Origin of the sequence: Pseudomonas sp. JAI111, from assembly GCF_024809425.1 — a bacterium.
GTDB lineage: Bacteria > Pseudomonadota > Gammaproteobacteria > Pseudomonadales > Pseudomonadaceae > Aquipseudomonas.
In genome coordinates, this window is the sequence record NZ_JANUCB010000002.1 from 379,496 (window position 1) to 405,115 (window position 25,620).

22 protein-coding genes, 4 tRNA genes and 1 riboswitch are annotated in these 25,620 nt (G+C 58.3%); of the genes, 7 read left to right on the top strand and 19 right to left on the bottom strand.

Annotation, left to right across the window (positions count from 1 at the left end; all coding sequences use genetic code 11):
• Window positions 1–197: 197 nt before the first annotated feature.
• Together HNR03_RS09395 and HNR03_RS09400 are read right to left on the bottom strand one after the other, a co-directional pair.
• Window positions 198–890: a sensor histidine kinase KdpD gene (locus HNR03_RS09395; RefSeq protein ID WP_259152980.1), complete on the bottom strand. Its 693-nt coding sequence runs from the start codon at window positions 888–890 to the stop codon at window positions 198–200.
• On the bottom strand, window positions 887–2,491 hold the full coding sequence (locus HNR03_RS09400; RefSeq protein WP_222588066.1) for a tetratricopeptide repeat-containing response regulator: 1,605 nt from the start codon (window positions 2,489–2,491) through the stop codon (window positions 887–889). The genes HNR03_RS09395 and HNR03_RS09400 overlap by 4 nt, the downstream gene beginning before the upstream one ends.
• A 202-nt stretch (window positions 2,492–2,693) precedes the next feature.
• Here HNR03_RS09400 and HNR03_RS09405 point away from each other — a divergent pair, with 202 nt between their 5' ends.
• Window positions 2,694–6,842: a CheR family methyltransferase gene (locus tag HNR03_RS09405; protein ID WP_259152982.1), complete on the top strand. Its 4,149-nt coding sequence runs from the start codon at window positions 2,694–2,696 to the stop codon at window positions 6,840–6,842.
• 1 nt (window position 6,843) lies between these two features.
• Here HNR03_RS09405 and HNR03_RS09410 read toward each other — a convergent pair whose 3' ends face one another.
• A complete protein-coding gene (locus HNR03_RS09410) occupies window positions 6,844–7,383 on the bottom strand; it encodes a hypothetical protein (protein ID WP_259152984.1) in 540 nt (179 codons plus the stop codon).
• Between the two features lie 148 nt (window positions 7,384–7,531).
• A tRNA-Arg gene (locus HNR03_RS09415) sits at window positions 7,532–7,608 on the bottom strand.
• Between the two features lie 291 nt (window positions 7,609–7,899).
• On the opposite strand from HNR03_RS09415, the gene HNR03_RS09420 reads away from it, so the two are divergent.
• Window positions 7,900–8,136 carry a hypothetical protein gene (locus HNR03_RS09420; protein WP_222588069.1) on the top strand — a complete coding sequence of 79 codons (237 nt, stop codon included), beginning with the start codon at window positions 7,900–7,902 and terminating at the stop codon, window positions 8,134–8,136.
• 23 nt (window positions 8,137–8,159) lie between these two features.
• Entirely contained in the window at window positions 8,160–8,339 is a 180-nt protein-coding gene (locus HNR03_RS09425) for a PA3371 family protein (RefSeq protein ID WP_222588070.1), read from the top strand.
• Here HNR03_RS09425 and phnN read toward each other — a convergent pair.
• On the bottom strand, window positions 8,314–8,886 hold the full coding sequence (gene phnN / locus HNR03_RS09430; protein ID WP_259152986.1) for a phosphonate metabolism protein/1,5-bisphosphokinase (PRPP-forming) PhnN: 573 nt from the start codon (window positions 8,884–8,886) through the stop codon (window positions 8,314–8,316). The genes HNR03_RS09425 and phnN overlap by 26 nt on opposite strands.
• A gap of 385 nt (window positions 8,887–9,271) precedes the next feature.
• Here phnN and HNR03_RS09435 point away from each other — a divergent pair, with 385 nt between their 5' ends.
• Complete coding sequence (locus HNR03_RS09435; RefSeq protein ID WP_028620557.1) at window positions 9,272–9,598, top strand: Arc family DNA-binding protein; 327 nt, start codon at window positions 9,272–9,274, stop codon at window positions 9,596–9,598.
• Window positions 9,599–9,700: 102 nt separating this feature from the next.
• Here the strand turns inward: HNR03_RS09435 and mgtE are convergent, their stop codons facing one another.
• Entirely contained in the window at window positions 9,701–11,143 is a 1,443-nt protein-coding gene (gene mgtE, locus HNR03_RS09440) for a magnesium transporter (RefSeq protein WP_259152989.1), read from the bottom strand.
• Between the two features lie 321 nt (window positions 11,144–11,464).
• Between mgtE and HNR03_RS09445 the strand changes: the two genes are divergently transcribed.
• On the top strand, window positions 11,465–11,983 hold the full coding sequence (locus tag HNR03_RS09445; RefSeq protein WP_259152990.1) for a cell envelope protein SmpA: 519 nt from the start codon (window positions 11,465–11,467) through the stop codon (window positions 11,981–11,983).
• 19 nt (window positions 11,984–12,002) lie between these two features.
• On the opposite strand, the gene HNR03_RS09450 is transcribed toward HNR03_RS09445, so the two are convergent.
• The 7 genes from HNR03_RS09450 to ltaE form a co-directional block, all read right to left on the bottom strand.
• A tRNA-Arg gene (locus HNR03_RS09450) sits at window positions 12,003–12,079 on the bottom strand.
• A 71-nt stretch (window positions 12,080–12,150) separates the two neighbouring features.
• Window positions 12,151–12,227, bottom strand: a tRNA-Arg gene (locus HNR03_RS09455).
• Window positions 12,228–12,334: 107 nt separating this feature from the next.
• A tRNA-Ser gene (locus HNR03_RS09460) sits at window positions 12,335–12,425 on the bottom strand.
• 62 nt (window positions 12,426–12,487) lie between these two features.
• A complete protein-coding gene (csrA, locus tag HNR03_RS09465) occupies window positions 12,488–12,676 on the bottom strand; it encodes a carbon storage regulator CsrA (protein WP_002554426.1) in 189 nt (62 codons plus the stop codon).
• A gap of 188 nt (window positions 12,677–12,864) precedes the next feature.
• On the bottom strand, window positions 12,865–14,106 hold the full coding sequence (locus HNR03_RS09470) for an aspartate kinase (RefSeq protein WP_031319071.1): 1,242 nt from the start codon (window positions 14,104–14,106) through the stop codon (window positions 12,865–12,867).
• A gap of 91 nt (window positions 14,107–14,197) precedes the next feature.
• Window positions 14,198–16,822 carry an alanine--tRNA ligase gene (gene alaS / locus HNR03_RS09475; protein ID WP_222588075.1) on the bottom strand — a complete coding sequence of 875 codons (2,625 nt, stop codon included), beginning with the start codon at window positions 16,820–16,822 and terminating at the stop codon, window positions 14,198–14,200.
• A 146-nt stretch (window positions 16,823–16,968) separates the two neighbouring features.
• The gene (ltaE, locus tag HNR03_RS09480; RefSeq protein ID WP_259153002.1) at window positions 16,969–17,973 is read right to left on the bottom strand and encodes a low-specificity L-threonine aldolase; all 1,005 of its coding nucleotides are present in this window, start codon (window positions 17,971–17,973) and stop codon (window positions 16,969–16,971) included.
• Between the two features lie 56 nt (window positions 17,974–18,029).
• Here ltaE and HNR03_RS09485 point away from each other — a divergent pair, with 56 nt between their 5' ends.
• A complete protein-coding gene (locus HNR03_RS09485; RefSeq protein WP_259153005.1) occupies window positions 18,030–18,212 on the top strand; it encodes a hypothetical protein in 183 nt (60 codons plus the stop codon).
• Window positions 18,172–18,342: riboswitch (FMN riboswitch) on the top strand. It overlaps the preceding gene by 41 nt.
• Window positions 18,343–18,444: 102 nt before the next feature.
• Window positions 18,445–18,954, top strand: coding sequence for a 6,7-dimethyl-8-ribityllumazine synthase (locus HNR03_RS09490; protein WP_090187099.1), 510 nt, complete (start codon window positions 18,445–18,447; stop codon window positions 18,952–18,954).
• A 120-nt stretch (window positions 18,955–19,074) separates the two neighbouring features.
• Here HNR03_RS09490 and astE read toward each other — a convergent pair whose 3' ends face one another.
• The 6 genes from astE to aruF form a co-directional block, all read right to left on the bottom strand.
• On the bottom strand, window positions 19,075–20,085 hold the full coding sequence (gene astE, locus HNR03_RS09495; protein WP_222588078.1) for a succinylglutamate desuccinylase: 1,011 nt from the start codon (window positions 20,083–20,085) through the stop codon (window positions 19,075–19,077).
• Window positions 20,086–20,097: 12 nt separating this feature from the next.
• Window positions 20,098–20,385, bottom strand: coding sequence for a hypothetical protein (locus HNR03_RS09500; RefSeq protein WP_033056735.1), 288 nt, complete (start codon window positions 20,383–20,385; stop codon window positions 20,098–20,100).
• A 19-nt stretch (window positions 20,386–20,404) separates the two neighbouring features.
• Window positions 20,405–21,751 (bottom strand): N-succinylarginine dihydrolase, encoded by a 1,347-nt coding sequence (gene astB / locus HNR03_RS09505; RefSeq protein WP_222588079.1) that lies wholly within the window; start codon window positions 21,749–21,751, stop codon window positions 20,405–20,407.
• 162 nt (window positions 21,752–21,913) lie between these two features.
• A complete protein-coding gene (gene astD, locus HNR03_RS09510) occupies window positions 21,914–23,383 on the bottom strand; it encodes a succinylglutamate-semialdehyde dehydrogenase (RefSeq protein ID WP_259153417.1) in 1,470 nt (489 codons plus the stop codon).
• Complete coding sequence (astA, locus tag HNR03_RS09515) at window positions 23,380–24,405, bottom strand: arginine N-succinyltransferase (protein ID WP_259153014.1); 1,026 nt, start codon at window positions 24,403–24,405, stop codon at window positions 23,380–23,382. The genes astD and astA overlap by 4 nt, the downstream gene beginning before the upstream one ends.
• A gap of 83 nt (window positions 24,406–24,488) precedes the next feature.
• Window positions 24,489–25,508: an arginine/ornithine succinyltransferase subunit alpha gene (gene aruF, locus HNR03_RS09520; protein ID WP_090187112.1), complete on the bottom strand. Its 1,020-nt coding sequence runs from the start codon at window positions 25,506–25,508 to the stop codon at window positions 24,489–24,491.
• Between the last annotated feature and the right edge of the window lie 112 nt (window positions 25,509–25,620).

The following is a 25,620-nucleotide window of genomic DNA, read 5'->3' on the forward strand; positions in this document are numbered from 1 at the left end:
CTTACCGCGCGGTACGCCATTCAAGTCCGGCGTGACACATTCAATCTCATCAATGCCCGTCAATCGCTGCGCGAGTGAACGCTGGCCATCGGTTGTCATGACGCAATCCTTTGTAGTGGTGCAAGCCGCGAACGGCGACCCGTACAAAATAGGCTCCGCCTGTTCGGAATTTCAAGCAGCACACACAAAAAGAAACGTCAGGGCAGATAGAGGCTGAATACACCGCCGCCCAACGGGCCACCGTTGCTGATCCGGGTGCACCCTTGCACGCCATTGCGCTGATGCAAGGCGGCGATCCGGCCGGCGAAATACAAGCCCAGGCCTGTGCTGCCGCTGCTGTGATTGATGCCCTGCACATAGTCGGCCTGACGCTCGATCATCTCGACGGGATAACCATCGCCATCGTCATTGATGGTCAGCATCAACTGACCGGCCTCGTCGCTGACACTGATCAGCAGCGACTGGCGGGCGTAACGAATGGCGTTGTTGATGGTGTTGGCCAGCACCGAGGCAACCAGCTCCCGGTCGAAGAACCCCAAGGGACACAGGGGGTCGACTTCATAGGTCGCGACGATGCCGCGACTGGCGAACACTTCTTGATGAGCGGCCAGTTGCGCTTCGATGAAATCATCCAGCTCATGGTAGGCAGGCTGCAACGGCATCTGATTGACGCCCAGCTTGTACAGCCCCAGCAACTGCACCAGCATGCCGTTGAGGTGAGCGAACTCGAACTCGATGACGCCCTGCTCCGGACTCTGCCGCTCAGAGTTGGGCAAGCGCCCCATCCATTGGCTGTGAGCCTGCATCAGCATGGCCAGCGAGTTCTTCATGTCGTGCACGGTGGAGGCAATCACCGTGGAGAAATCCAGTGCCGGGTACTCTTGGCTCATCCGCTGAACGCCTTGATTTTCAGTTTCTGGTAGCGCGGATAACGCGCGTCGGTGTCGGGCATCATGCCGACCTGCTTCAGGCAGGCCCGACATTCTTCAAGCTCGGGCGAAGGCACGCTGGTGTCCGTGCCGTGCAACAACGACTGCGCCATATTGAGCGCGATACTAATGTTTTTCGGTTGCAGGGCCAGCGCTTTGCGAAACACCGCCCGGGCTTCGACCAGGTTGCCGGTCTTGTATATCTGCACGCCTTGGCGGTTGAGATCGGAGGCCACGTTGCCTGAATTCAGAATCGTCGGATCATCGGTCAATTTGGCGATCCCTTGCATCACCACAGGGTCGTCACCGTAGATTTCCGCGCAGTTCTTCAACATCGACGCACCGGCACTGGCCTGCCCGAGCATTTGCAGCTGCTTGGCCACCAGCAGCGCCGCTTCGGCGCTCATGAACTGCTCCATGCCGTCCAGGCGCATCATTGCTTGCTCGGTGAGCTTTTCCGCGGTTTCCGCGTCGTTGAGCAACAGGCTGGTGGCTTTCATCAGCCGCGCACGGATTTGCAGGCCCGGGTCAGACGGGTTCTCCTTGGCCACCTGGCTGAGCGTCGTGTTGATCTCCAGCCGGGTGCGGGTATCCAGGCCTTTCTCGCTGCCTTTGCTGATCAAGGCGTGGGCCAGGCCCAGGTTGCTTTCGGCATCCTTGAAACGTGATTGAGCGCCCTGGGACACGGCCTGGCGATAAGCCTTCGATGCCGTTTCGAAATCTTCGTTGGCCATCGCCAGCTTGCCCAACTGCGCTTGCCGGCGCACCGCCAGCGGCGACAGGCGAATGGCCTCTTCCAGCACCTTCTGTGCGCCCTTGTTGTCCCCTTCAGCCACCAGCACGTCGGCCATGCCGTCATACAGCGCCGGCATCATCGGAAACACCTTCAAGGCTTTTTCGTAGACGCCTTTGGCCTGGCTGACCTGACCACGCTTGAACAGCAATTTGCCCAGCCCGGCGAACGCCCAAGGCAAAGGCCGATCAGCAATGATGCCGTCGTAAAGGCGTTCCAGCGCTTCGTTCTGGTTCAAGTCACGCAACGCATCCGCACGATAACGCAGGCACAACGGCGAATAACGGATGTCCTTTTTGCACAACTCGATACAGGCGTTGAGCACTTCCATCGGCTTGCCGCGATCAAGCGCTTGCAGAATCGGCTTGAGCAGGTTCTTGCGTTGTTCCAGACGCTCAAGGCGCTGCGCAAGACCCGAGCGGTTGAACGGCTTGGTCAGGTAAGCGTCGGGCTCATGCTCCAGCGCACTGAGCACCATCGCCTGGCTGGTTTCGGCGGTGACCATGACGAACACACTTTCGTGGCTGATCAGCTTCTCGACCATCAAATCTTCGAGCACCTGCTGACCGTTTTTCTTGCCATCGCCGAGGTGGAAATCCTGCAGGATAAAGTCGTAGGCCTTCTGCGAGCACATGCGCAGCGCCTGTTCACCGCTGTCCGCGGTGTCGACGTCCTTGACCCCCAATTCGCGCAGCATGGACCTGACGGAACTGCGAAAGTCCGAGAAATCATCGACGATCAGAAAACGCTTTTGGTGATACGACAGCATCGAAGATTTCCAGGCAGTTTAAGGAGAAGACCATGACCGATCGGGTTATCGGCCAGCAGTGCCGTTCACTTGAGAACGCATGCCAGCAAAGTGCCTCTAAATATTTGAAGGCGCTATTGAAAAACGGGATTATCCTGCTTTATTAAAGCCCGTTCAGACCTATTTGAATTCAATGCCCCTAACGCCGGCTAAGGCAGCAGAAATGACCAGCACTCCCCCCCACTCGGCCAACGCTCCCAAGCGAAAAGCCTTGAGCCCCAGCACCCTGGACTTTCCGGTGGTCGGCATTGGCGCATCGGCGGGCGGACTGCAAGCCATCAAATTGTTTTTCGAACACATGCCACACGACAACGGCATGGCGTTCGTGATCATTCTTCACCTGTCGCCCGACCACCAGAGCATCGCGGACAAGATCATCCAGGAATCGACCCGGATGCCGGTGCGCCAAGTCACTGAAACGGTGCCAATCGAGAAGAACCACATCTACGTCATTTCCCCGGCCCAACGGCTGACGATGAGCGACGGTGTGCTGGAGGTCAGCAACAACGACCCGAAGGAGAGCCGACACGCCTCCATTGACCTGTTCTTCCGCGACCTGGCCGAAGTGCACCGCGAGCGCGCGTTCTGTCTGGTGCTGTCGGGCAGCGGCTCCGATGGTGCGGTCGGTTTGTCGCGCATCAAGGAACACGGCGGGATCACCATGGCGCAGGCGCCGGAAGATGCCCAGTTCGACGGCATGCCCCGCGCCGCCATCGAGACGGGCATGGTCGACCTGGTGTTGCCGGTGGTGGAAATGCCGCAGAAGCTGCTGGAGTTGTGGCACAACTCCCAGGAAATCAGCTTGCCCACCGCCAACGACCCGGAACTGCAATCCTTTGCGTCCGTGTCCGAGCGCGACGCGGCGATCGCCGAGCAATTGCTGCATGACATCCTGATCCAGTTACGCACCGGCACCGGTCACGACTTCAAGCACTACAAGCGCGCAACCGTGCTGCGGCGTATCGAGCGCCGGATGCAGGTCACGGCCCAACCTGACCTCGCGGCCTATTATCACTACCTGCAAAACAACCCCGAAGAAACCAAGGCCCTGCTGGGCGACATGCTGATCGGCGTGACCAATTTCTTCCGTGATCGCGAAGCGTTCGAGGCCCTGGAACGCGACGTGCTGCCGCAACTGGTTAGCGCGGCTGTGTCGGCGCACCCCGAAAAAGAAGAAATCCGCGTCTGGTCGGCGGGCTGCTCCACGGGCGAGGAAGCCTACAGCCTGGCGATGCTGCTCAGTGACCAGCTGCAACTCGACTCCAGCAAAGCCACGTTGCAATTGTTCGCCACCGACATCGACGAACGTGCCATCAGCGTCGGCCGCGCAGGCCTGTATCCGCAAGCAATCGTGACCGATGTGCCGCCAACGCGCCTGCGCAATTATTTCGTCAAGGAAGATGACCACTACCGGATTCGCAAGGAGCTGCGCGAAAAAGTCCTGTTTGCCAAACACAGCCTGTTGTCCGACCCGCCCTTCTCGCAAATCGACCTGATCGTTTGCCGAAACCTGTTGATCTATCTGGATCGCGAAGTGCAACGCGAAATTCTGCAGATGTTCCACTTTGCGCTACGCCCGGGCGGTTTTCTGTTTTTGGGCTCCTCCGAAAGCGCGGACGCGTGCCACGAGCTATTCGCCCCGGTGGACAAGCGCAACCGAATCTTCCGCGCCAAGACCGGTACCGCCAACAGCCGTCGTACTCCGACCATGCCGCGTGGTGGTTACGTGCGCTCCAATGTTTCCCGCGAGACCCCGCAAAACGCGGTGCAGCGCAAGCTGTCCTTCAGTGACATTCATCAGCGCGCCCTGGAACGGACAGCGCCACCGAGCATGATTGTCGATGCCAACGCCGACATCCTGCACATGAGCGAAAGCGCCGGACGTTTCCTGCGCTATGTGGGCGGTGAGTTGTCACGCAACCTGCTGACGCTGATCCTTCCTGAGTTGCGCCTGGAAATCCGCACCACGCTGTTCCAGGTTCAACAAAGCGGCCTGGCGGTCAAATCCCGCGCGGTGCCTATCACGCGCGACAATCGACGCTACAGGATCGATCTGCTGGCGCAGCCTTATAAGGACGACGAGTCGGAAGGCGAATTTGTCCTGGTGATTTTCGAAGAAGCCGAAATCGACCCGTCCGAACAGGAAGCAACGACCCTGTTGCAAACCGAAAGCCAGGTCCTGTCCAACCTTGAACGGGAACTGCAACGCACCAAACTGCATTTGCAGGACACCATTGAACAATCGGAAGTCTCCAGCGAAGAGCTCAAGGCTTCCAACGAAGAAATGCAGGCGATCAACGAAGAACTGCGCTCGGCCACCGAAGAGCTGGAAACCAGCAAGGAAGAACTGCAGTCGATCAACGAAGAGTTGTTGACGGTCAACTACGAGCTGAAGACCAAAGTTGAAGAAACCGACAAGATCAACGACTACCTGACCAACCTGATCGCCTCGACCGACATCGCCACGGTGTTTGTCGACCGGGGTATGCGGATCAAATGGTTTACGCCGCGCGCTACGGACATCTTCAGTATGTTGCCGGTGGATACCGGGCGATCCTTGCTCGATATCACCCATCGCCTGCAATACGACGACCTGGCCAAAGATGCCGCGCTGGTATTCGAATCGTTGAACATGATCGAACGTGAAATCAGCAGCACCGACAATCGCTGGTACATCGCCCGTCTTCTGCCTTACCGCTCCAGCGAAGACCACATCGACGGCACGGTGCTGACCTTCATCGACATCACCAAGCGCCGCGCCGCCGAAGAAGAGCTGCGCCTGGGCGAAGAACGCATGCGCCTGGTGGCTGAAAGCACCCGCGATTACGCAATCATCACCCTCGATGAACAAGGTGTGATCACCAGCTGGAACAAAGGCGCCGAGTTGATTTTCGGCTACAGCAAGGCCGAGGCTGAAGGCGCTTATTACGACTTCATTTTCTCCGAAGAAGACCGCGCCTCCGGCATCCCCAAATCCGAGCTGCAGAGGGTCCGCACCCAAGGTCGCAGCGAAGACGAACGCTGGTACCAGCGCAAGGATGGCAGCCGCTTCTATTGCAGCGGCGAGGTGACGCTACTCACGGGCGACAATCTGCGCGGCTACGTGAAAATCGCCCGCGACCTGACCGGCCACAAGCGCCAGCACGAAGAACAGAGTCAGGCACTGGCCGAGACCCGCAACACCAGCTACCTCAAGGATGAGTTCTTCGCGGTCATGTCCCATGAACTCAAGCATCCCTTGAACCTGATCCAGCTCAACGCCGAGCTGCTGCGCCGGTTGCCGGTGACCAAGTCTGTGGCCCCGGCGGCCAAGGCCGTCAACACGATCTGCGATGCCGTCAACAGCCAGGCGCGGATCATCGACGATCTGCTGGATGTCGCACGGGTGCGAACCGGCAAGCTCAAGCTGCAAGCGGTCACCGTAGACCTGGTCAGCGTGCTGCGCGACATTCATACGGTCGTGCTCAACGAACAGCACGAAACCACGGTCGAGCTTGAAGTGCCTTCGCAGCCTTTGATGGTTCACGCCGACCCGACGCGCCTGGAGCAGATCATCTGGAACCTGGTGAACAACGCGCTGAAATTCACCCCGCCCACAGGTCGCGTGCAACTGATCGCCAGCCAGGACGGTGACAAGGTGCGACTGGACGTCAAAGACAACGGCACAGGCATCGCCGCCGAGAACCTCGAGCACGTGTTCGACCTGTTCGGGCAGGCTGAAAAGCAGCACGCTTCGCACCACCGCGAGGGACTGGGCATTGGCTTGTCGCTGGTGCGCCAATTGACAGAAGCACAGCAAGGCACGGTTGAAGTCAGCTCACCTGGGCTGGGCGCAGGCTGTACGTTCAGCGTCTGCCTGCCGATGGCCAGGACGGATGGCGAGGCTTACCCTGCCCCGCAGCACGATGAAGCTAGCGGAAGGCTGAACGGTTTGACCATTCTGCTGGTCGATGACTCTGCCGATGTGCTGGAAACCTTGAAAGTTCTGCTGGAAATGGAAGGCGCCGAAGTCATCGCCTTCGACCGCCCGGTGGAAGCTCTGGATGCAGCGAAAAGCATGTATTTCGACCTCATCATTTCGGACCTTGGCATGCCGGTCATGAGCGGTCACGAGCTGATGAGCGCGTTACGTCAGCTACCGCTCGCCAAGGATGTGCCGGCCATTGCGCTGACGGGCTATGGCGCCCACAACGACATTACAAAGTCCCGGCAATCGGGCTTTGACCAGCACGTGGGAAAACCGGTGTCCTACGAGGAGTTGATCGAAACCATTGAGGCACTACGCTCCAAGAGCGTATCGATGGGCAAATGACTCAACACAAATAGGCGCGTTGCACGCTGATGCGCCGATCAATTGCTTGCCTGAGTCGCTCTTTATGGTCCGCCCAGACCCCGGGATCGACTTTGGGCGCGCGCATCAAATCGAGCATCGCCTCCTTCGCTGCCACGTATTCCAACCAGGCGTCGTCGGTGCGGATCTTCAGACGTTCACGCTCGGTCATTTCCATCCGTCGCAGAGCCAGCGTTTTTTCATCGGTGATCACCGGGTCCAACGTCAGCTGCACCCGATGCGGCGCCACAAACGCCCGAGTATCGGCCACCAGCTCTCTGGCTCGCCGCGCCCCCCACTTTAACGCCGTGCAGTAAAACTCACCGACACAGCGGTCATGAAATTCTTCGCAAATCGCCCAACCACTGTCGGCATATATCCCGATAAACACCTGAGTGACGCCTGTATGACTCACCCGCGCCTGGACTTCGACCTGTACGCCGTCGCTGAGCACTTCTTCGTGGGTGTGGAGAGGCAACCGGGTGTTGGTCCATAGCCAGAACTGTGCGCCTCTGCGTCGCATTGCTTCGCTCCTTGTTTTGTCTCTGGAGTAAGGCACAGCAATCAAAGACTTTCCATGTAGATCGTCGGTTTTGAGGACACAAAAAAGCCCTGTCGGAAGAAGGTTTCCGGCAGGGCTTTCGTTTTGCAGCGCGAGGCTGAAATCAATGTGGTGTCCCAGGGCAGGTTCGAACTGCCAACCTTCCCCTTAGGAGGGGGATGCTCTATCCAATTGAGCTACTGAGACACAAGTCGCCCCGCAAAAAATGCGGTGCGATAGACGGCGTGCATGTTAACGGGCAGACCTGCGTTTGTCATGTCGTCCTTGGGCTTTTTAAGTGTAGGCAGACGCCCCTCGACACCGTAGCTTTTGTTTACCGTGCAAATTGCATCCTCGCAAAGTGCCATCATTGCAATTTGCAATGACCGGCTTTCGCAACATTAACTTAATTGCTTGTTTTTAAAGGATTTAATAGCCTTTAGACTGTTGGCACGCGGGCTGCTTTAGCTGTTCTCAAGAACAACGGAGGTCAGCCTCATGAACAGCGCCCTATTACTCTCGAATGCGATCGCCCTGGCCATTCTGTTGGGATTTCATTTTGCCCCCGAGAACGGTGCTGTCCAGGTCGTCGCCCAACGCATGCCTCATTACCTACAACTGCAAAAAGCCCCGCAATTGGCCGTCATGAGCGATCAGCGTGTCTTTGTTGGTCAAGACGTAAGCCAGCAATACGATCCGCCAGCAACACAGTCTTCCGAACGCTTGGTATTTTGATTTACCCCTATCAGGAGCACAGCATGTCCAAATCAGCCGCAGGATTTCTGATCCTTGCCCTACTGAGCGGCATTCTTCATCTGTCATTGATTCAGGACGCGGTTGTAACTCTGCCGCTGATTGCTTGCGGCGTTTTCAGCGCGCTGTTCGTGCTGGCGCTGATTGCCGGTCGCAAATTCAAGTTCGATCCGGTTCTGCGCTGACCGTGATCAACTTCAGAAGGTTTTCAACGGTGACGGCCAGCTCGCCAGAGTTGTCGAGCAGATGAATTTGCACGTCACCGACGCAATCGCTTGCCGTAAATAGCGCGTTACGGCGCAATCTCTCTTCAATTTGCACAAAGCTCTCGCGATTACGCCGTAACAGTCGCTCGCGAAGTACCTCTTCCTTGACCGTCAACAGCACTGGCAGCAGCGTGGGATAGCGCTGCAGCGCTTCGGCCAGATGGCCGCGAGACCCGTTGACCAATACCTGCCGACCTTCCTTGAGCCAATGATCGATCTGGATCGGAATACCGTAATCCAGCCCATTGGCATTCCAGGACAACGCGAACTCACCCGCCTGCCGACGCCGCTCGAACGCTTCATGGCTGACGCCAATGGCGTCCTCGCCCACGGATTCGGCGGAGCGCGTGATGACCCGCCTTACCACTTCGCAGTCAAGCGACTGAAGGGGTTTTCGCGCCGCTTCGATGAGGCTGTCCTTGCCTGATCCGGAGGGCCCCATCAAATAAATCAGCCTGCCATCCATCCTGAATCATCCCTCTGTGCGCATGCGCCACTAGTAAATCGGCCATTTGCCACTATCCTGTTAAGGTAAGGACCACGGATCGAATCCGCATAGCATGCACCTTCAGGCGTATTTGGACACCACCTGTCGGGCAAAGGACGCGATCAGCGAAATGGCACTGGAGCAAACTTTTCAAACCAGTCCGCATTTCTGATAATTGGTGCTGGCATAACGCCTTTATCCAGTTCAATATTTGTCACAGAATTGACGCCAATGATCTGGCTTCTTTGAGGCATGATGCGAGCCTCTATCAATTCAGGTTGAACATTTGGCCATAGTGCTTGTCCTATTTGACATCCTGCGGCCAATCCCGAGAACCGCTCCCCTGAACTAACCGGTTAAATATATGCGCCCATTGAAACAGGCAATTTATTCCAGCCGTACGGCTGACAAGTTCGTCGTACGTCTGCCAGACGGAATGCGTGAACGCATTGCCGAGGTGGCTCGCAATCATCATCGCAGCATGAACTCCGAAATCATTGCGCGCCTTGAGCAGAGTCTTATTCAGGAAGGCGCACTGGGCGAAGAATTAAGCATGCGCCTGGACAGCCCGGAGCTGTCTTTGCACGAACGCGAATTGCTTCAACGTTTCCGCCAGCTCTCCCACCGCCAGCAAAACGCTCTTGTTTCGCTGATCGCGCATGATGCCGAATTGGCCGCAGACGCTTCCTGATTCAACCCGAAAGTTCAAGCCAGCGTAATTGCTGGCTTTTTTTTGCCTGAAATTCGACCACAAAAAACCCGCCGATTGGCGGGTTCTTAATGGGCATTCAACTCACAGCAGGAATATTGTCGCCAGCCCGAGGAAGATGAAGAAGCCGCCACTGTCGGTCATGGCGGTGATCATCACACTGGCCCCCATCGCAGGATCGCGCCCAAGCCGCGCCAGCGTCATCGGAATCAACACCCCTGCCAACGCCGCCAGCAAAAGGTTAAGCGTCATGGCGGCAGTCATCACCACCCCCAGGGACCAACTGCCATACAACAGATAGGCGACGATACCGATCACGCCACCCCACACCAGTCCGTTGATCAAACCGACGGCCAACTCTTTGCGCATCAGGCGCGAGGTGTTGCCGGTGCTCACCTGATCAAGCGCCATGGCGCGAACGATCATGGTAATGGTCTGGTTGCCCGAGTTACCACCGATCCCCGCCACAATCGGCATCAATGCCGCCAGCGCCACCAGTTTTTCGATGGAGCCTTCGAACAGACCGATTACCCGGGAGGCGAGAAATGCGGTGATCAAGTTGACCGCCAGCCAGGCCCAACGGTTGCGCAGGGATTTCCAGACCGAGGCGAAGATGTCTTCTTCTTCGCGCAGACCCGCCATGTTGAGCACTTCGCTTTCGCTCTCTTCACGAATCAGGTCGACCATTTCATCGATGGTCAGACGGCCGATCAACTTGCCGTTCTTGTCGACCACAGGGGCCGAGATCAAGTCGTAACGTTCGAATGCCTGAGCCGCGTCGTAAGCGTCCTCGTCCGGGTGAAAACTCACCGGGTCGCTGGCCATGACTTCCGACACCTGCTTTTCCGGATCGTTGACCAGCAAACGCTTGATTGGCAGCACGCCCTTGAGCACGCCGTCGTTGTCGACCACAAACAACTTGTCGGTGTGGCCAGGCAATTCCTTGAGACGGCGCAGGTAACGCAAAACCACTTCGAGACTGACGTCCTCACGGATGGTCACCATCTCGAAGTCCATCAGCGCACCGACTTGCTCCTCGTCATAGGACAACGCGGAGCGCACGCGCTCGCGTTGTTGAGTGTCGAGGGTTTCCATCAGCTCGTGGACGACGTCTCGCGGCAGCTCGGAGGCCAGGTCAGCGAGTTCGTCGGCGTCCATGTCCTTGGCCGCAGCCAGGAGCTCGTGATCGTCCATGTCGGCGATCAGGGTTTCACGAACCGAATCGGATACTTCGAGGAGGATGTCGCCGTCGCGATCAGCCTTGACCAGTTGCCAGAGCGTCAGACGGTCGTCCAGCGGCAAGGCTTCAAGGATGTAGGCGACGTCGGCGGAGTGCAGATCATCGAGCTTGCGCTGCAGCTCGACGAGGTTTTGCCGGTGAACCAGGTTCTCGACACGGTCGTGATGCGGACCTTCCTGGCGGTGAGTCAGGTCTTCGACCACGCGCTGGCGTTGCAGCAGCTCAATGACTTGAGCAAGGCGGTCCTGCAAGCTTTCTTGTGTTTTCTTTACTTCAACATCGGACATAGGCGAACTCCACTCCCAGCAGCGGGGCACGCCGGAAGGATCAATCAGTCAATTCATGATTGGAAAAACGGGATACTGAGTAACTACTGGGTAAGTCCATGGAGGTATTCCACAAGCCCCGGCGGGGCTGACGGGCGCAATGATACACCGCCCGACGGTTTAAAACGTTAAAAAATCGTGGCTGAAACAAGCGGTTGCAAGACAAAGCTGAGTGCAGTCCTGATCTCTCAAACTGCGACGACTCATTCTGAAAAGAAAACACACCACCGTTGAAAAATGCAGCGACTACCCTTTGGCTTGGACCGTCATGGAGGACGCCAAATGCCATCTCATTCACATTATTTTTTGCTGAGCATCCTGCTCTGTCTGCCGCCCTGCGTGAACGCACAGACAATTCACCGCTGCGAAGCCGATGACGGGCGCATTACGTTCACCACTCTCAGTTGTACAGCCGGAGAAAACCTCTCGCTGCAGGATGTCCGCGCACTCCCGCCAAGCAGCACAGTGGCTGTCATGCCGGAAGCCGACAATCGCGAAAAAACTGACACGAAAGTAAAAAGAAGAGAACCGGTCATTGTCGGCAAGACCGAAGATAAATGTGGAAACCTGATCAGCGCCAGGGAGCGGCGCGAAGCGATCATCAATCAACGGGTCATCGCCGGCATGAGCCAGCAGGACGTCGAGAGCGCCCTTGGCAAGCCAGACAAGGTCAGCGTTCGCAATTCAGCCACGAGCTACCGCTACGACATCAAGCGAGGTCGTAGCGCAAACGTGGAGTTCGATGAGAAAGGATGTACTAAAGGAAAAGCCAAATCCCAGACGGCAAAAAGCCCGCGTTAAACGCGGGCTTTTTGGTGTTTGGTGCACTCGACAGGATTCGAACCTGTGACCGCTCGGTTCGTAGCCGAGTACTCTATCCAGCTGAGCTACGAGTGCATTTGTGTTTTTAGACCAGATCACAACTGGTTGAAGCCAAGTCATTCACATTACTGCAACTGACTCTTAAATGGTGCACTCGACAGGATTCGAACCTGTGACCGCTCGGTTCGTAGCCGAGTACTCTATCCAGCTGAGCTACGAGTGCATTTGTTGCCGCGCATTATAGGCCGTTTAATCTCTATGTAAAGCACTTTTTCTAGTAATTTCAAACACTTACCGAAAAAGCCAGATTACAACGTACTACGCAAATAATGGCGGAGAACGGGGGATTCGAACCCCCGACACCCTTTTGAGGTGTACTCCCTTAGCAGGGGAGCGCCTTCGGCCACTCGGCCAGCTCTCCGCAACACGGGGCGTATATTAACCAGCTTCTTCCCCGTTTGCAAACATAAAAAACGATAAAAATTAATGGCTTGGTTCTTCGTCCTTCTCTTTCTTTATACGCAGGTAAATTTCCTCACGGTGGACCGCAACCTCTTTCGGGGCGTTGACACCGATGCGCACTTGATTTCCTTTAACGCCGAGCACGGTCACGGTGATTTCGCCATCACCAATAATCAGGCTTTCTGCGCACCGACGAGTCAGAATCAGCATACCTTTCTCCTCACGCATTTCATTTCAGGGACAGCAGTCTGCAAAAAAAAGGCACTCGACCTACAACCTGAACGATCGCGGCCTACATGCCTGAGTATTGACCAGCGCGAGCAAAAGAACAGTTCCTGGGTCGCGCCATTCAAAAAAGACAAAGGGCGCGGTCAGACCGCGCCCTTTGGCAAAACGCATCACTCGCCCTGTCGGGCCGGAGCGTCCAGTTCGAAAGCTGTGTGCAGGGCGCGCACAGCCAGTTCCAGGTACTTCTCTTCGATCACCACGGAAACCTTGATTTCCGAGGTCGAGATCATCTGGATGTTGATGCTTTCTTTTGCCAGCGATTCGAACATACGGCTGGCCACGCCTGCGTGGGAACGCATGCCGACGCCGACGATCGAGACCTTGGCGATCTTGATGTCGCCAACCACTTCACGGGCACCGATCTCGCGAGCAGTGTTTTCCAGCACGGTCTGTGCAGCCTGGAAGTCGTTGCGGTGCACGGTGAAGGTGAAGTCGGTGGTGTTATCGTGCGCAACGTTCTGCACGATCATGTCGACTTCGATGTTCGCGGCACTGATCGGGCCGAGAATCTTGAACGCCACGCCTGGGGTGTCTGGCACGCCACGGATGGTCAGCTTGGCTTCATCGCGGTTGAAAGCGATGCCGGAAATGATCGGCTGTTCCATGGTTTCCTCTTCATCAATAGTAATGAGGGTGCCCGGACCCTCCTTGAAGCTGTGCAGTACGCGCAGCGGAACGTTGTACTTGCCGGCGAATTCCACCGCACGGATCTGCAACACCTTGGAACCGAGGCTGGCCATTTCCAGCATCTCTTCAAAGGTAATCTTGTCCAGGCGCTGAGCCACGGACACAACTCGCGGATCGGTGGTGTAGACGCCATCGACGTCGGTGTAGATCTGGCATTCGTCAGCCTTCAAGGCTGCCGCCAGCGCCACGCCGGTGGTGTCGGAACCGCCACGACCGAGGGTGGTGATGTTGCCGTGCTCGTCGACGCCCTGGAAACCGGCGACAACTACTACACGACCCGCCTTCAGATCACCGCGAATCTTCTGGTCATCAATCTGCAAGATCCGCGCTTTATTGTGCGCGCTGTCCGTCAGAATCCGCACCTGATTGCCGGTGTACGACACCGCTGGCACGCCGCGCTTGATCAGCGCCATCGCCAACAGCGCAATCGTCACCTGCTCACCGGTGGAGACGATCACGTCCAGCTCGCGCGGAACCGGTTGGCCGTCGCCACTGATTTGCTTGGCCAGATCGATCAGACGGTTGGTTTCGCCGCTCATTGCAGACAGCACAACCACCAGGTCATCGCCGGCATCGCGGAATTTCTTAACCTTGTCGGCGACCTGCTCGATTCTCTCGACAGTACCGACTGAGGTGCCTCCAAATTTCTGTACGATCAAAGCCATTTCAAAGCCGCCTCAGCCCATGAAGGGCGCCCAAATAATCACTCAAACAGCGTTGCGGCCCGCCACTAGACTGCGGGCCGGACACACTGCCTTATAAACCCTGCTCTACAAATGGAACGGTAAGGGCCAATGCGGCATCCAGTGCGCCAGCGTCAGTACCACCGCCCTGCGCCATATCTGGACGACCACCGCCCTTCCCGCCCACTGCCGCAGCGGCTTGCTTCATCAAATCACCGGCTTTGAGTTGGCCAGTCAGGTCTTTGGTTACGCCTGCAACCAGAACGACCTTTTCCTCATGGACACTGCCGAGCAGGATCACTGCGCGGCCGAGTTTGTTTTTCAGTTGATCGACCAGCGCCAGCAGCGCCTTGCCGTCCTGACCGTCCAGACGCACGGCCAGCACTTTCACGCCTTTGACGTCCAGAGCGGAAGCCGACAGATCGTCGCCCGCCGCGCTGGCAGCCTTGGCCTGCAACTGCTCGAGTTGCTTCTCCAGCAGACGGTTGCGCTCCAGCACAGCCGACAGCTTGTCGATCAGGTTGTCGCGGCTGCCCTTGACCAGGTTAGCCGCTTCCTTGAGTTGTTCTTCCGCAGCGTTCAAGTATGCCAATGCCGCAGCACCGGTGACCGCTTCGATACGACGTACGCCAGAGGCTACACCGCCTTCGCTGATGATTTTCAGCAGGCCGATGTCGCCGGTACGGTTGGCGTGGATACCGCCGCACAGTTCGACGGAGAAATCGCCGCCCATGCTCAGTACGCGCACGTTGTCACCGTACTTCTCGCCAAACAGCGCCATGGCGCCTTTTTTCTTGGCGGTTTCGATGTCGGTTTCTTCGGTTTCAACTTCGGAGTTCTTGCGAATCTCGGCGTTGACGATGTCTTCCAGCGCCTTCAATTGCTCAGGCTTGATGGCTTCGAAGTGGCTGAAGTCAAAGCGCAGGCGCTGACTGTCGACCAACGAGCCTTTCTGCTGGACGTGATCGCCCAGCACCTGGCGCAGTGCGGCGTGCAGCAAGTGAGTCGCCGAGTGGTTCAACGACGTGGCGTGACGCACTTCGGCATCAACATGAGTCTCTACCGGCGCACCAATGGTCAGGCTGCCCGAGGCCAGCACGCCGTGATGCAAGAAAGCGCCGCCGGTTTTGGTGGTATCGCGTACGTCGAAGCGCGCGTTGCCGACCTGAAGGTAACCGCAGTCGCCAATCTGACCGCCGGATTCAGCGTAGAACGGCGTCTGGTTCAGGACGACCACACCCTCTTCGCCTTCGCTGAGCACGTCGACCGACTGGCCATCTTTATAGAGACCAACGACTTTCGCCGAACCTTTAGTCGCTTGATAGCCGGTGAATTCGGTGGCCACGTCAACCTTGACCAGGCTGTTGTAGTCCATGCCGAAGGAGCTGGCGGAACGAGCACGGACGCGCTGGGCTTCCATCTCGCGCTCGAAGCCTTCTTCGTCGATGGTCAGGTTGCGCTCGCGAGCGATGTCGCCCGTCAGGTCCATCGGGAAACCGTAGGTGTCGTAGAGTTTGAACACGACATCGCCCGGCACCACGTCGCCTTTGAGTTCGGCCAGATCCTGCTCGAGGATTTTCAGGCCCTGCTCCAGGGTCTTGGCGAATTGCTCTTCTTCGGCTTTCAGGACGCGCTCGATGTGCGCCTGCTGGGATTTCAGCTCAGGGAACGCTTCGCCCATCTCGGCAACGAGGGCTGCAACGATCTGATAGAAGAAGCTGCCTTTGGCGCCCAGTTTGTTGCCATGACGGCAGGCGCGACGAATGATCCGGCGCAGCACGTAGCCACGGCCTTCGTTGGACGGCAGCACGCCGTCGGCAATCAGGAAGCCGCACGAACGAATGTGGTCGGCCACGACTTTCAGGGAAGCCTGATTGTCGTTGGTGCAACCGATGGCCTTGGCCGATGCGCTCAGCAGGCTCTGGAACAGGTCGATTTCATAGTTCGAGTGAACGTGCTGCAGCACGGCACTGATCCGCTCCAGGCCCATGCCGGTATCGACCGACGGTGCTGGCAGCGGGTGCAACACGCCATCGGCGGTGCGGTTGAACTGCATGAAGACGTTGTTCCAGATCTCGATGTAACGGTCGCCGTCTTCTTCCGGCGAGCCCGGTGGGCCGCCCCAGATGTCGGCGCCGTGATCGTAGAAAATCTCGGTGCAAGGACCGCATGGGCCGGTATCGCCCATGGTCCAGAAGTTGTCGGAAGCGTAAGGCGCGCCTTTGTTGTCGCCGATGCGAACCATGCGCTCGGCCGGAACGCCGATTTCCTTGGTCCAGATGTCGTACGCCTCGTCATCGCTGGCGTAAACGGTGACCCAGAGCTTTTCCTTGGGAAGGTTCAGCCACTTTTCGGAGGTCAGGAAGTTCCACGCGTAGGTGATCGCGTCGCGCTTGAAGTAATCACCAAAGCTGAAGTTACCCAGCATTTCGAAGAACGTGTGGTGACGAGCGGTATAACCGACGTTTTCCAGGTCGTTGTGCTTACCGCCGGCGCGCACGCATTTCTGGCTGGAGACCGCGCGGGTGTACGCGCGCTTTTCCTGGCCCAGGAAGCAGTCCTTGAACTGGTTCATCCCCGCGTTAGTGAACAGCAGGGTTGGGTCGTTGCCCGGAATCAAAGAGCTGGAGGCTACACGGGTGTGGCCTTGCTCTTCGAAGAAGCGAAGGAAGGCTTCACGGATTTCTGCGCTTTTCATTAGGTTCTTCCACGGAGGCTGCGGCCAAAGGCCTGTTCGAAACGTCAACAGACGAAGCGACGGCAAAGGGCCGCATTATATCGGCCCAGCGCGCGGGGTACAGCGTGTTTATACGATAGAAACGGTCAATTGGACCGCTGACGCGATCAGTTGCGAGAAAAGTCGACGAATGTCGCGACAACCTGCTCGATTTGAGCACGGCTCACGTCCATGTGCGTGACCATTCGCAATCGACCTGCGGCGCTCAGCTTGATCCCGCGTTCGCCGGCAAACGCCTTGATCGCCTCAGCCTTGTCGCCCATCTGCACATAGACCATGTTGGTCTGCACCGGCTCGACTTCGTAACCCGCCGCGCGCAGCCCCTCGGCCAACAATTGAGCATTGGCATGGTCATCGGCCAGACGCTGGACATTATTGTCCAGGGCGTACAGCCCCGCCGCCGCCAGAATGCCGGCCTGGCGCATGCCGCCGCCGACCATCTTGCGCAGACGCCGTGCCTTGCCGATCAGCTCGGCGGAACCGCACAACACCGAACCAACCGGCGCGCCCAGACCTTTGGACAGGCAGACCGAGACAGAATCAAAATACTGGGCGATCTGGCGCGCATCAACACCCAATTTCACCGCCGCGTTGTACAACCGGGCACCGTCCAGGTGCAAGGCCAGGCCATGTTCCTGGGTGAAGCTGCGGGCCCGCGCCAGATACTCCAGTGGCAACACTTTGCCTTGCATGGTGTTTTCCAGCGCCAGCAGGCGCGTGCGGGCGAAGTGGAAATCGTCCGGCTTGATCGCCGCCGCCACGTGTGCCAGGTCCAGCGAACCGTCGGCCTGCACCTCCAGCGGTTGTGGCTGGATCGAACCGAGCACCGCCGCGCCGCCACCTTCGTACTTATAGGTATGCGCTTGTTGGCCGACGATGTATTCATCGCCGCGCTCGCAGTGAGCCATCAGGCCCAGCAGGTTGCTCATGGTGCCCGTCGGCACGAACAGCGCCGCGGCGAAACCCAGACGTTTTGCCAGTTCCGCTTCCAGACGATTGACCGTCGGATCCTCGCCATAAACGTCGTCCCCGGTGGCCGCGTTGGCCATCGCGTCGAGCATCCCTGCGGTCGGTTGGGTGACGGTGTCGCTGCGAAGATCGATAACGCTCATGAATCTGGCCTCGGTAAGCAGGGGAAAATCCCTTTCAGGAAGGAAGTACTGCGGTCATGACGATGAATAATCAACCCTTGAGCACGGAAAAGACCCGCCGTATCAGTGAAAATATCGATATCAATCATCAGAAAGCAGCGGTGCGCCGCCCACAAATATGTGTTAAAAACGCTTCGCCGCCTAACAATCTGGCGGCAAAAACGTTCTCAGGGCGGGGTGCAACTCCCCACCGGCGGTAATTGCGCGCAATGCGCATAGCCCGCGAGCGCTTGGCGACAGACACGGCAATGGCTGTGCTGGCGACAAGGTCAGCAGACCCGGTGTGATCCCGGGGCCGACGGTCATAGTCCGGATGAAGAGAGAACGGGATTGGCGCCAAAGGGCCGTCCGCAGGCATTCGTGCGAGCGTGCGTACCCTTAAATCCCATTCGATTCATATGCCCTGTTTTATACATAAACAGGAGTCAGAACATGCAACCCACCGCAATCGATAGCAAAAGCAAAAACCATCAGGGCGAGCGCGTTGCGTTCATCCAGGCCTGCTGGCACAAGGAAATTGTCGACCAGAGCCGTAAAGGCTTCGTCACCGAAATGATTGCGCAGGGTTATCAGGAGTCGGACATCGATTTCTTCGAAGTCGGCGGCGCCTTTGAAATTCCATTGCATGCCAAGCTGCTGGCCAAGTCCGGCCGATACGCCGGCATCGTCGCTGCCGGCCTGGTGGTCGATGGCGGCATCTACCGTCACGAATTCGTCGCCCAGTCGGTGATCAGCGGCCTGATGCAGGTTCAGCTGGAAACCGAAGTGCCGGTGTTCTCGGTGGTGTTGACCCCTCATCACTTCCATGCCGGCGAAGAACATCAGAAGTTCTTCTTCGAGCATTTCGTGCATAAAGGTCAGGAAGCGGCGAAGACGTGTGCGGATACGTTGCACAAGATGCGTGCGTTGCGTCGCACAGAACATCGCGCAGTAGCCGTCTAAACACCGGACAAAAATGTGGGAGCTAGCCTGCTGGCGATAGCGGAGTATCAGTCGACAACCAGGGTGACTGACACATTGCTATCGCCAGCAGGCTAGCTCCCACATTGGTTTGCGGCGAATTCAGGCGAGGTTTTCGTCGGTGGTGGGCACGATCAGGATGCCGGCACGCAAGCCGTTCTTGACCTTGGGGTTGGGGAAGATGATCCGCGCGCCCTGCTCTTCGATGATCCAGCGGGTCTGGGCGATGTCTTCGGCCAGCACGTAACCCACATCCAATTCCGAAAAATTCTCAATGTCTGCTGGCAGGTTCAAGCGGAAGCTATCGCTGTGCTTGATGATTTCCCGGGCCACGCTAAACAGCTGCAAACCATTGAGGTCGTCATCAGCCATCGGCGGTTCGTTGCCTTCGATAATCTGCTGCAGACGCTTTTCCAGCAGCGAGACGTTAACTCCTTCGTTCTGCCCGAACGGCCGCGCCTTGCCCAACTCAAGGGTAAAAGACTCGGCACCGAGCTTGTCGTAGGTGTAGGAGCTGAAGACGATGGACGGTTTGTTCTGCAGCAATACCGCTTCCATGCCGGCGGCGCGCAGGCGAGCCAGCTCTACGCGTGAATGCTGGCGACCTTCTTTCCACGGATACAGCGCGAACTGCTCGATTTTCGAGCCACGGATCGCCGTGTGCAGGTCGTAATGCAGACGGTTGCGGTCCGGCAAGCTGAAGAAACTCGCGGCCAACCGTTCCAGTTCACACGCGCGCAGGGCTTCGGAACCGCTGGTTTGTTCGTGACGGCCATTAAACAGCCGATTGACGTCCTGCTCAACGAAACGCTCGCCTTTGCGAATGGCTTCAGGGTTACCGAACAGGAACAGAATACGGGCGCGCGGCTTGATATCGCCGCGGGCAATGTCGTGCAACAGGCGATCGAGCAACTCGATCGGCGCTGTTTCATTGCCATGGATACCGGCTGACAGCAGCAGGTCCAGGCCATTGTCGCGAGCTTCGGGTGGTCGGACTTCCAGCGCACCTTCGCTCAACCAGCGCATGCGTACGCCTTCGACAGTCAGTTGAGTCTTCTCCGCCGGTTCGCGGCCGGCGAGCGTCAGTTCAAGCAGTTTGCCGAGGGCGAGCATAGAGCGGTTTCCTTAGTGGTCGTGTGCGCAATCCGGGCCGTGCACATGGTCTTCGTCACCGACTTCAGCCGGTTCCATTTCCAGTTGCAGACTTACCAGATTAGTCGCCAATGGGCGCAGCAGCAGGTTAGCGTATTCGGCATCACCCTCTTCGACGTCCACGCCGATCAGCAACTGGCCACGGCCATCTTGCTGGATCCACAGCTCTTTGCCTTGCCACATGACCGCGACGCGGGTGCAGGAAGTTTCCAGTTGCGTGCCGTCGGTGTCTTCAAGGATCAGCTGCAGGGTATCGCTCATGTCTTTACGCTCTCGACTTTCAATTAATCTGGAATGGATAAACCGCGCCCAGTTTAAGGATTTGCGTCAGTTCATCCAGTGCCGTCCGGCATTCAAGCAGCAATTGCGGGTCCGCAAGATCATTTTCGGTCATGCGGTCGCGGTAGTGCTTGTCGACCCATTCGGTCAGGGTGCCGTACAACGGTGCCGTCATGATAACCCCTGGATTGACGGCCGCCAGTTCGGTTTCATTCAAAGCAACGCGCAAGCGCAGGCAAGCCGGGCCACCGCCGTTTTGCATGCTTTGTTTCAGGTCAAAAACCTTCACTTCGCGAATCAGGCCACCGGAGCTGGTCAGACTTTGCAGGTATTGCCAGACACGCTCATTGCCACGGCACTCTTCCGGCACGATCAACAGCATCGAACCATCAGGACGCGTCAGCAGTTGGCTGTTGAACAGGTAGGAACGAACGGCGTCTTCGACGGTTACCGCGGAACGCGGCACGCAGATTGACTGGAATTTGCCGCCGACCTTGGCCAGTTTGCTTTGCAGTTCAGCGAGCATCTGTTCGGTGTCGAGGAACGCGTCCTCGTGATAGAACAGCACCTCGCCATTACCCACCGCGATCACGTCGTTGTGGAACACGCCCTGATCGATCACCGAAGGGTTCTGCTGGGCGTAGACCACACCGCTCTCGCTCAGACCGTGCAGACGGGCGACCGCTTGCGAGGCTTCGAGGGTCTGGCGCGCCGGGTATTTCTGCGGCGCCGGGTAACGGGTGTCGAATGCGCTACGACCGAACACGAAGAATTCGACGCCGGCTTCACCGTATTCACGGCAGAAACGCGTGTGGTTGGCAGCGCCTTCATCACCGAATTGCGCCACGGCCGGCAATGCGGCGTGGTGAGCGAAATGCTTCTGGTCAGCGAACATGGCGCCCAGCACTCGGCTGGTCGTCGGGTGTTCGATGCTGCGGTGGTATTTGCAATTGAGGTTCGCAGCGGTGAAATGCACGCGACCGTCGGCCGTGTCGGCACTCGGGCTGACCGTGGCGGCGTTGGCTACCCACATGCTCGACGCCGAGCAACTGGCGACCAGCAACGGCATCGCGTCTTTCGCTGCCTGCTCGATCACTTGTGCGTCGGTGCCGCTGAAACCCAAGCGACGCAGCGCAGCGACGTCAGGACGTTCTTGCGGTGCCAGAACGCCTTGCTGAAAGCCCATTTCCATCAGCGCTTTCATCTTCGCCAGGCCTTGCAGCGCAGCTTCCTTCGGGTTCGAAGATTGCTGGCTGTTGCTCTGGGACGCGACGTTGCCGTAGGACAGGCCGCCGTAGTTATGGGTCGGCCCCACTAGACCGTCAAAATTGACTTCATAGGATTTCATCAGCGAGGCTCCACGAGAATCTGTTGTTATAGGCTTCAGTAACTGTTCAGTGCGACCGGGTCGCGGCCTTCGCCAGCAGGCTGGCTCCCACAGTGATCGGGTAGTACACAAAATGTGTGAACACCAACGAACCTGTGGGAGCCAGCCTGCTGGCGATAGGCGTTACGCCATCTTCACGCCTGGCGTGAGAGCAGCAGGCAACACCAGGCTCGGGGTTTCCAGCGATGCCACCGGGTACGCGCAATAGTCTGCAGCGTAGTAGGCGCTGGCGCGGTGGTTGCCCGAGGCGCCGATGCCGCCGAATGGCGCGCTGCTCGCTGCACCGGTCAGTTGCTTGTTCCAGTTGACGATACCGGCGCGGCTTTCCAGCCAGAACTGCTGATAACGCGCTTCGGAATCGGACAGCAAACCGGCCGCCAGACCATATTGGGTGTCGTTGGCTTCTGCGATCGCCGCTTCAAAGTCAGCGTAGCGGATCACTTGCAGCAATGGACCGAACAGCTCTTCATCAGGGCGATCGACCACGGTCGTCACGTCCAGGATGCCGGGGGTCAGCAACGCGGCTTGCGCCTGAGGCTGAGTCATTTCCAGCAGCGCCACGGCGCCATTGGCCATCAACTGTTCCTGCGCATCCATCAGGGCTTTGGCAGCGCCCAAGGAAATCACCGAGCCCATGAATGGCGCCGGTTGCTTGTCGAAAGCCCCGACTTCAATGGTCGAACTGACCTCCACCAGGCGTTCCAGCAACGAATCACCCCAGGCACCTTGCGGCACCAGCAAGCGGCGCGCACAGGTGCAACGCTGGCCAGCAGAGATGAAGGCCGACTGAATGATGGTGTAAACGGCGGCATCAAGGTCTGCCACTTGATCGACCACCAGCGGGTTGTTTCCGCCCATTTCCAGCGCGAGGATCTTGTCCGGACGACCGGCAAATTGCTGGTGCAGATGGTTGCCGGTACGGCTCGACCCGGTGAAGAACAAACCGTCGATGCCCGGGTTCGCCGCCAGGGCGATACCGGTTTCGCGAGCGCCTTGCAGCAGGTTCAGCACGCCAGCCGGCAGGCCCGCCTCGATCCAGCACTTGACCGTCAGCTCGGCGACTTTCGGGGTCAGCTCGCTCGGTTTGAACAGCACGCTGTTACCGGCCAGCAGCGCCGGAACGATATGACCGTTCGGCAAATGGCCCGGGAAGTTGTAAGGACCAAACACCGCGACCACGCCGTGCGGCTTGTGGCGCAACACAGCGGTGGCGTCGCCCAACGGGCCGCTCTTCTCGCCAGTACGCTCGCGGTAGCTTTGCACCGAGATCGCAATCTTGTTGACCATGCTGGTCACTTCAGTTGCCGATTCCCACAGCGGTTTACCGGTTTCTTCGCCAATGCAGCGCGCCAGTTCGTCAGCGTTATTTTTCAGTGCCGCGGCAAAGGCCTCAAGCACGGCAATGCGTTCGTCCAGGGTACGACGGGCCCAGCCCGGGAACGCCTGACGCGCGGCTTGCACGGCCGATTCCACCTGAGCAGCGGTTGCGCCCTCGCCGGCCCACAGCACTTGTTGGGTGACCGGGTTCAGCGATTGAAAGGCTTCGCCCTGACCGGCCAGCCATTCACCTGCGATGTATAGCGAATTCATTATTTCGACTCCCGAGCAGCAGACAACGCAACGGCGCGCACTTGATCGCCGGCATTGAGTTGAAGACGTTTGGCGGTCAGTGGATCGACCACCAACGTACCGGCGGCGAGACGTGCTGGCGCGGCGGTCATCCGGCAGTCTTCGCGCTTGCGGTTGTGAATCAGGAAAGGCGTCGCGTCGTCACCCGGCGTGCCGATGGCCAACACCAGTGCCTGGCTGTCGCGAACCGCGCGGATCTTGCCGGTTTCGCACTCGACCGCAGGGCCGGCGTCGAAGATGTCGACGTAGCCTTGATAGCTGAAACCTTCGCTCTTGAGCATCGCCAGGGCCGGCTCGGTGTCCGGGTGGACCTGACCGATGACATTGCGCGCGTCCGGCGACAGGAAGCAGGTGTACAGCGGGAATTTGGGCATCAGTTCGGCGATGAACGCCTTGTTGCCCACGCCGGTCAGGTAATCGGCCTGGCTGAATTCCATTTTGAAGAAGTGACGGCCCAGGCTTTCCCAGAACGGCGAGCGCCCTGCTTCGTCGGACACACCGCGCATTTCGGCGATGATCTTGTTGCCGAACAGTTGCGGGAACTCGGCGATGAACAGCATCCGCGCCTTGGCCAGCATGCGGCCATTGAGGCCCGTGCGGTAATCGGCGTGCAGGAACAGCGAGCACAATTCCGAGTTGCCGGTCAGGTCGTTGGCCAGGAACAGCGTCGGTATCTCGCGGTAGATATTCAGCTCTTGCGAGGCACTGACCGTGAGGCCAACGCGGAAGTTGTACCAGGGCTCACGCAGGCCGACAGCGCCGGCGATGGCGGAAATGCCGACCACGCGCCCGTTATCGTCTTCGAGTACGAACAGGTAGTCCGCATCGGCCCGCCCGGCTTCGCCGCGAAAGGTCTTCTCGGCCCAGCCAACCCGGTGGGCCAGACGCTCTTCATTGGCCGGCAACGTAGTCAGGCCGGTGCCGGTGCTGCGGGCCAGGTCGATCAGAGCGGGTAAATCGCTGCTGCGTACGGGACGAACGATCATGCTATCTCCTCAGACGGGCCGCTTGCGCCACCCGCGAAACACTGTTGCTTACTAGGCATTCTTTCCAGGCATAGCAGCAGGCGTTAAACCGCCACCAGGCGCACGCTCGCACCTTCACCGACGCCCAGGGCTTCGGCCGCTTCCAGATCCAGAGTCACGGGTTTGCCTGGCGCGTAATCGAGCTCAAGCAACACGGCGCGGTAATCCTGCAACTGGGCATTGGCCACCAGATACTGACGACCGACACCTTTGACCGCCTCACCGATTTTCACTGGCACCACGCGGCTCTGGGCGATGGAACGAATCCCCGAAACACGGGCGTGCAAGGTTGGGCCGCCGTCGAAAATGTCAATGTAGTGATCGGTCTCGAAGCCTTCGCGCATCAGGATGTCGAAGGTGATTTGCGCACGAGGGTGCACCTGGCCCATCGCTTCTTGAGCGGAGTCCGGCAGCAGCGGCACGTAAATCGGGTAATGCGGCATCAGCTCGGCCAAAAACGTCCGGCTCTTCAGGCCGCACAGGCGCTCGGCTTCAGCGTAGTTGAGGTCAAAGAAGTTGCGGCCGATGGCATCCCAGAACGGCGAGTCGCCATTCTCATCGCTGTAGCCGACGATCTCGGTCACCACGGAATCGGCAAAACGCTCCGGATGGCTGGCCACGAACAGCAGACGACCACGGGAGTTGAGTTCCGCCCAAGGCGACCCGACCAACTCGCGCTGCACGTAGAAACTGGTCAGCAAGCTGTTGCCGGTCAGGTCGTGGCACTGGGAAAGCACGTGAATCTTGTTATGAATCTTCAGCTCGCGGGAAGCGTGCACGAAGGTTTCATTTCGAAAGCTGTAGAACGGCTCGGAATAACCGGCCGAGGCTACGATCGCCGAGCAGCCGACCAGTTTGCCGGTGGCCGTGTCTTCAAGCACGAAGAAGTAGCTCTCTTCGCCGTTGAAGCTGACTTCGGCGGCAAACGAGGCTTCGCTTGCTGCGATCTTGTCGCTCAGGCGTTCAACGTCATCCGGCAAGGAAGTGACACCAATCGGGCTGTCCGCAGCCAGACGCTGTACCTCGCCCAGATCAGCCATTTGCGCGGGGCGCATCACCAGCATGGTGTCACTCCTTTTCTCGAAAAACTCTTTTAGGAAAAATAACCGGCAGTCATTGCAAGCACTTGGACTAACGTGGGAGCGGGCTTGCTCGCGAAAGCGGTGCATCAGTCGA